This window comes from Rehaibacterium terrae (genome assembly GCF_014202935.1).
Classification (GTDB): Bacteria; Pseudomonadota; Gammaproteobacteria; order Xanthomonadales; family Xanthomonadaceae; genus Rehaibacterium; species Rehaibacterium terrae.
Genome location: NZ_JACHHX010000023.1, coordinates 25,398 through 31,940, shown reverse-complemented (window position 1 = coordinate 31,940; position 6,543 = coordinate 25,398). Strand labels below are relative to the sequence as shown.

The 6,543-nt window shown below is 63.0% G+C and carries 6 protein-coding genes; 2 read left to right on the top strand and 4 right to left on the bottom strand.

Annotated features, from left to right (window positions below; genetic code table 11):
* Positions 1-331 precede the first annotated feature (331 nt).
* A complete protein-coding gene (locus HNQ58_RS12530; protein ID WP_425504182.1) occupies positions 332-1,996 on the top strand; it encodes an IS1634 family transposase in 1,665 nt (554 codons plus the stop codon).
* Between the two features lie 19 nt (positions 1,997-2,015).
* Positions 2,016-2,288 carry a PDZ domain-containing protein gene (locus HNQ58_RS13640; protein WP_183949269.1) on the top strand — a complete coding sequence of 91 codons (273 nt, stop codon included), beginning with the start codon at positions 2,016-2,018 and terminating at the stop codon, positions 2,286-2,288.
* Positions 2,289-2,311: 23 nt separating this feature from the next.
* On the opposite strand, the gene HNQ58_RS12520 is transcribed toward HNQ58_RS13640, so the two are convergent.
* The 4 genes from HNQ58_RS12520 to cls all read right to left on the bottom strand — a co-directional run bounded on the left by HNQ58_RS12520 (position 2,312) and on the right by cls (position 6,530).
* Complete coding sequence (locus HNQ58_RS12520; protein WP_425504181.1) at positions 2,312-2,725, bottom strand: phosphate-starvation-inducible PsiE family protein; 414 nt, start codon at positions 2,723-2,725, stop codon at positions 2,312-2,314.
* Between the two features lie 123 nt (positions 2,726-2,848).
* The gene (gene trxC / locus HNQ58_RS12515; RefSeq protein WP_183949265.1) at positions 2,849-3,289 is read right to left on the bottom strand and encodes a thioredoxin TrxC; all 441 of its coding nucleotides are present in this window, start codon (positions 3,287-3,289) and stop codon (positions 2,849-2,851) included.
* Between the two features lie 61 nt (positions 3,290-3,350).
* Positions 3,351-5,081 carry a cation:proton antiporter gene (locus HNQ58_RS12510; RefSeq protein ID WP_221301295.1) on the bottom strand — a complete coding sequence of 577 codons (1,731 nt, stop codon included), beginning with the start codon at positions 5,079-5,081 and terminating at the stop codon, positions 3,351-3,353.
* 39 nt (positions 5,082-5,120) lie between these two features.
* Positions 5,121-6,530 (bottom strand): cardiolipin synthase, encoded by a 1,410-nt coding sequence (gene cls, locus HNQ58_RS12505; protein WP_183949264.1) that lies wholly within the window; start codon positions 6,528-6,530, stop codon positions 5,121-5,123.
* Between the last annotated feature and the right edge of the window lie 13 nt (positions 6,531-6,543).

The window sequence follows — 6,543 nt, the reverse complement described above, 5'->3', positions numbered from 1 at the left end:
CACCACGCATCCCACACCCTCACTATGGCTGAGGTCGATATCGCAAACAGAGGGCTTGAAAGCAAGCTCTGGCGCGGGAGAATTTCAACAAGCTGTTAGGCATTGAGGTAGATGAGGGGCTGAATCGACGGCTCGCTCGCGCGACCGGTATCGAGGGGGTTTTCGTGCTGCGGGTCGCACCGCCCAAGTTCGACAGTTCGAGCCGGTTTTCGCGAATCGGCCAACGTAGCCATGCGGGCTGGAGGGTGATTTTCGCGAAATCGCTGTAGTGCCAATGTGGATAACTTCAGCGCTTGATATACGTGGCTTGCTGCGCGTATCATGCAGTGCCATGTTCATCCGCGCCTCCCGCTCCGGCAAGCACACCTACTTGCGCCTGATCGAGGCCTATCGCGACGCCGATGGCCGCACCCGCCATCGCCAGATCGCCCAGCTCGGCCGCGCCGACCAGCTGTCCAAGGAGCAGGTGGATGCGCTCTGCGCCAGCCTGCGCCGGCTCACCGGTTTCCAGACCCCACCGCTGGGGACGCCGGAGTTCGAGGCCGCCCGCGAAGTGGGCGGCCCCTGGGTGTTGACCGAACTGTGTCGCTCGTTAGGCCTGGAGGATGCCTTGCGCCGGGCGCTTCGTTCCTCGCGCCGGCAGTTCGATGCCGAGGCCCTGGTGCGGCTGATGGTGTTCAACCGCATCTGCGATCCCGATTCCAAGCTTGGCGTGTTGCGCTGGCTGGACGGGGTGGTGATGCCGGGGCTGGATCTGTCCGGGGTCCATCACCAGCAGTTGCTGCGCGCGCTGGATGCGCTCGACGATGCCCGTGAGGCCTTGCGGCGCGGCATGGCGCGGGTGTTGAAGCCGCTGCTCGATACCGAGGTCTCGGTGGTGTTCTACGACCTGACCACGGTGCGCATCCACGGTGAGGCTACGGTCGAAGACGATGTGCGCCGGTTCGGGCACCCCAAGGAGACCGGCGGCATCGCCCGCCAGTTCGTGCTGGGCCTGATCCAGAGCGCCGACGGGTTGCCCTTGGACTTCGAGGTGTTCGAGGGCGATATCGGCGAGGTGTCGACCCTGCTGCCGATGGTGCAGCGGGTGCTGTCGCAGTACCCGATCCAGCGCATCGTGCTGGTGGCCGACCGCGGCCTGCTGTCGTTGGACGACGTGGCCGAACTGGAAGCGCTGGCGCTGCCTGAGGGGCGTCGCCTGGACTACGTCCTGGCGGTGCCGGCCAGGCGCTATGCCGAGATGCCCGACCTGGTGCGTGGGCTCAGGTTTCGGGATGGTGTCGCCGAAGGGGTGTTCCAGGGTCGGCGTCTGGTGGTGGCGCATGATCCCGAGCGTGCCAAGGTGCAGACCGCCAAGCGTCGCGCGCGCATTGAGGCGCTGGAGGCCTTTGGCGACGCCCTTGCGAAGAAGCTCGATGCCCAGGACGAGGGCGAAGCGGGTTCGGGTCGCCGAGCCAGCGATCGCGGCGCCTTCAGCCGCTTCATGCGCCGGGTGCTCGACGAGAAGCTCACCGCCTTCGTCCAGGCCGACCTGCATGCCGAGCGCTTCTGCTACAGCCGTAACGACGCGGCGCTGGCCGACGCCGAGATCCTGGACGGTAAGCTGGTCCTGCTGACCAGCCTGGACGCCAAGGACCTGCCGGCCGCTGAGGCCATCACGCGCTACAAGAGCCTGGCCGACATCGAGCGCGGTTTTCGCGTGCTCAAGAGCGACATCGAGATCGCCCCGGTCTACCACCGACTGCCCGAGCGCATCCGCGCGCACAGCCAGGTGTGCTTCCTGGCGCTGTTGCTCCACCGGGTCATGCGCATGCGCCTCAAGGCCGGCGGCGCGGGTCTCAGTGTCGAGCGTGCGTTCGAGAAGTTGCGCCACGTGCAGCTGCACAAGGCGCGCATCGGCGAAGCCTCGGTGAGCGGACTGACCAAAATGGACGCCACGCAACGCGCGCTGTTCGACCAACTCAAGGTGCCGCAACCCCGCGAAGCGGGGCTGTAGAGCCAATTTCGAGCGCCGGATAACGGCAAATCAAAGAGTTACGGCGCTAACTGTCGAACTTGGGGCACCGGGCTCCGCGGCGGACAAGGCTGGTCTGACCGGTGTCCGGATAGGAGCTGAGGGCTTGATTGGCGGCGACGTGATCACGGCGGTCGAAGGCAAAGCCGTCAACTCTACCCCCGCCTTGCTGGCTCGCCTGGACGACTTCAGGGTGGGCGACACGGTACGGTTGACCGTGCGCAGGGGGGAAGACACCCGCGAAGTCGTAGTCACGCTGCAACCTGGGGCATGACCACTCGGCGTTGAGCAACCGGCTTAGTGATCCAGCCGGTCGTCCCGCTCGCGCATGAGCCAGTAGGTTGCCCCTAAAGCCAGCACCGTTCCCGCCAGCGCGGCCAGTTTGGCGGCATCGATGCTGGGGTCGAGGATGATGAACTTGCGGGCCAGCGCGAGCATTGCGATCAGCAGGACGGTCTTGACCTGGATGATGCTTTCCTTGCGCATTGCCACCTTGATGATCGAGTGCTTGAACTCCATCGCGATCAGCAAGGTCATGATCGAACCGAACACCAGCTGGAAGACCGAATGATCCAGTGGACTCAATGCGTCCACGACGAGAAGCGTGAACACGATACGAATCAACTGGATCAGTGAGATCACGATCACCACCGCAATGATTCCCGACAACATGACGGCAATCACGTGCTCGAAGCGCTCGTAAAACGTCATCAAGCGCCACTGCTCACGGATCTCGTCAAAGCCTGTGTTCCGGGGTCCGTTCGGCATAAGTCATGATCTCTTTCTGGTTGCCCCAAATCAGGCCTTGCGCGTACCGGCCTGAGAACTCCTGAATCATCGCGGCAATTGTGCGGCCGCCCAACGCACGATGTCCTGCGCCCCCATCGCGCCGCTCTGGCGGGCGACTTCACGGCCACCGTAAAACAGGATCATAGTGGGAATGCTGCGAATACCATAGCGCGCCGCCAGCCCTTGCTCCGCTTCGGTGTTGAGCTTGGCCAGCCGAACACGCGGCTCGAGCATTCTTGCCGCCTGTTCGAACTGCGGCGCCATCATCTTGCAGGGGCCGCACCATGGTGCCCAGAAATCAACCAACACAGGCAGGTCACTGCGCTCGACATGGCGGGCGAAACTCGCCGCGTCGAGATCCACCGGTTTGGCGTCGAACAGCGGGCCTTGGCACCGGCCACAGTTGGGCTGATCGGCCAGGCGGTCTGCGGGCACCCGGTTCAGGCTGTGGCAGTGTGGGCAGGCGATTTGCAGGGTTTCGTTCATGGGTTGAACCTCATTGAACTTTCGAGTTGCATGAATTTGCCTCGCGAATGCAAGCGCCACTTCATTGTGGCGCCTCATTCACGGCACTGGTGCTTCGTGCACCCAGCATGTCCAGCAGACGATTGACCGAAACATCCGCGGCATCTTCGAACGGGGCAAGAATCAGGTCCGCCCCGAGTGCGCGGTAGCGGTCCGAACGCTCGTGCCCCTCCACCGTCACAGCAATCAAGCCTTCAAACCCCAGGCTGCGCAGCGCCATCGTTGCAGCAGCGTGACCATCTGCCTCGGTCAGCACCTCGGTAATCCGAGGAGTCGCTGAAATCGCGGCAATAAAACTCGAAAGAGGCAGATGAGAGAGAAATTCGGGGTCGTGAGCATCACCCTGAATCGCATCGAAGCCTGCGTCTCGCGCGGATCTGACCGCATCGGGGTTGAAGTCTATGCCCAGGGGACGCAGGCCTGCAGCCTTGAGACCACTGGCGACTCGCAGTCCGAATTGGCCGAGGCCCAGCACAAGAACGTTATGTGGACGCGTTTCAGCGCCCGGCGTGTCCTCAGCGATCTCACGGAAAGGATTGCGCCTTTCAAACACCGTGAGGAACGGCGCACACACCTCATAGAGCTTGTGTGACCAGGTGATCATGTAAACAGACAAGGTTATTGTCACCAGCCCAACGAGCGTGACGAGCCCCATTGCTTCGGGCCCGACATGCCCCAGCGAGATACCCATCGCCATGAATATCAAACTGAACTCGGAGATCTGCGCCACGGTCAGCCCCGCAAGAAAACCTGTGCGTTTTCGATACCCCATGAACCCCATGATGGCGAGCACGATAAGCGGATTACCGACGAGCACGAAAATCGAGAGAACCATCGCTGGCCCTGCCTGCTCGCCAAGCGAGCCAAGATCCATTCCGGCGCCGAGGGAAAGGAAGAAAAACAGCAGCAGGAAGTCGCGCAGCGGCGCCAGTCTGGCTACCAGCAGGTCGCGCACCGGCGTCGAGGCGAGCGTCACGCCTGCCAACAAGCCACCCAACTCCTTGCCAAGCCCGATGGCGTCTGCCATCGCTGCAAGTCCGGCCGACCAGGCCACTGCAAAGATGACCAGCAATTCCCCCGAGCGGCTGATGATGCGCATCAATGGTTCGGCCAAATGCCGAATGAATGCCCAGGCCAGCGCCAGCAGGCCCAGTGTGCCGATGAGAAGGCTGGAAAGACTGCCTTCAGGATGGACATCTGGCGTATTGAAGCCAAGTGCAGAAACCACGACCATGGAGAAGACAACGAACAGGTCCTGCACGATCAGAAAACCCAGCGCGATTTTTCCGTGCAGCGAGTCGACCTCTCGCTTGTCGGACAACAACTTCACGATGATGATCGTGGAGGAGAACGTCAGCGCCACCGCGACGTAAAGCGACGTCAACCAGTCGAGCCCCATGGCGAGGCACAGCACAAAGCCGATCGCAGACGTGAACGCGACCTGCCCAAGACCGGTAGCCACCGCCACACGCCCCAGGCTGCGGACAAGCCCGGTGTCGAGCTTGAGCCCGACGAGAAACAGCAGCACCGCGATGGAGATCTGACTCAACAGCGAAACCGCCTCGGTCGAGCGGACGATGTTCAGCACGTCCGGCCCCGCCAGAAGACCCGCCGCAATGAAGGCCACGATCATCGGCTGCCGAAGAATCATGCCAATGATCCCGAGCACCGTGGCCAAGCCGATCAACAGCGCGATTTCGTTGAAGGTGTTGAGTTCGAGTAACGTCACGGGAAGCATCTGGTTGAGTTTCATTGGCCCGCGGTGAGATGCATTCGGCCTATAAGGTTTTTCTCAAAGAACGGGTGTAAACAGCCGCGCAAAGCCGTCGCGCAGTTTGACCACCAAGGGCCGGCGGGCCAGCTGCGCGCGCGTCACTGGTACGCCCTGCGACTTGGCGTGGTCGAACAGATCGGCCAACCTGCGACTCAGTGCCTCGTCATACACCTCGACGTTGAACTCGAAGTTCAGCCGCAGGCTGCGTGCGTCCCAGTTGGCCGAGCCGAGACAGACCCAGGCCTCATCCACGATCACCAGCTTGCTGTGATCGAAAGACCCCGAACGCTGATGCACCCGCGCGCCATGCTCCAGCACCTGCCAGTAATGCGCCTGCGCCGCCCACTGCACGAAGGCGTGGTCACTCTGCGCAGGCGTCAGGATGTCGATTTGCACGCCGCGCAAGGCCGCGGTGGCGATGGCTGCAATGATGGCCTGGTCTGGTACGAAATAGGGCGTCCAGATGCGTACCGAATGGCGGGCTGAGGCCAGCGCCCCCATGAATATCCAGCGCAGCCGGTCGATGGACTCATCGGGCCCGGCTTCGATGCCGCGGGCCCATGTGCCTTCCGAAATGGGCAGTTGCGGCATCTCGCCCCAGAATTCCCGATCCAGTGCTTCACCGGTCGTGTCGCACCAGTCGCGGGCAAAGCAGTCGCGCAGATGGGCCACCACCGGGCCTTCGATGCGAAAGTGCAGGTCTCGGAAGGCCTGTTCGGGCGCTTCTGGCCGCCAGTAAGGCTGGGAAATGTTGGTACCCCCGGTAAAGCCGGTCTGCCCATCGACCACCAGGATCTTGCGGTGGTTGCGCAGATTCACCGCGTGCAGCCGGGCGGGTATCAGCGTGGCATTGAATGCCGCCACCGGCACACCAGCCCGCTTGAGCGCGCCATAGGCAGACTGCCGTGAGAGGCGCACATTCACATCGTCAATGAGCACGCGAACCTGCACGCCGCGCCGATGGGCATCCACCAGCGCCGAGAAGAACGCCTCGCCGATGCCCTGACCATCGAAGATATAGGACATCAAGGCCACGCTGTGGCTGGCCTGTCGGATAGCCGCCAGCATGGCCGGGTAGGCCTGCTCGCCGTTGACCAGGGGCTCGATGCGGTTGCCCGAGGTCAGCGGCAGGCTGGTCGCCTGCCGCCCAAGGGCGGCCAGGAGCTGTAACGGCTCCGGAACAGTGGGGCCAAGGCTATCGGTAGCCCCATGTACCACGTTCGAGCGCCAGCGCCGCGCACGCCGCTGGTAGCGGTTGATGCCGAACAGCAGGTATAGCAGCGTGCCCAGCATGGGCAGCATACCGATCACCAGCACCCACAGGGTGGCTGACCTCGGGTCACGCTTGTACACCAGCGCATGGCCGATGCCAGCCAGCGCGACGGCGCCGGAGATCAACGCACTCCACAGTGCGATGCTATCAGGCATCGCGGGGCATCCT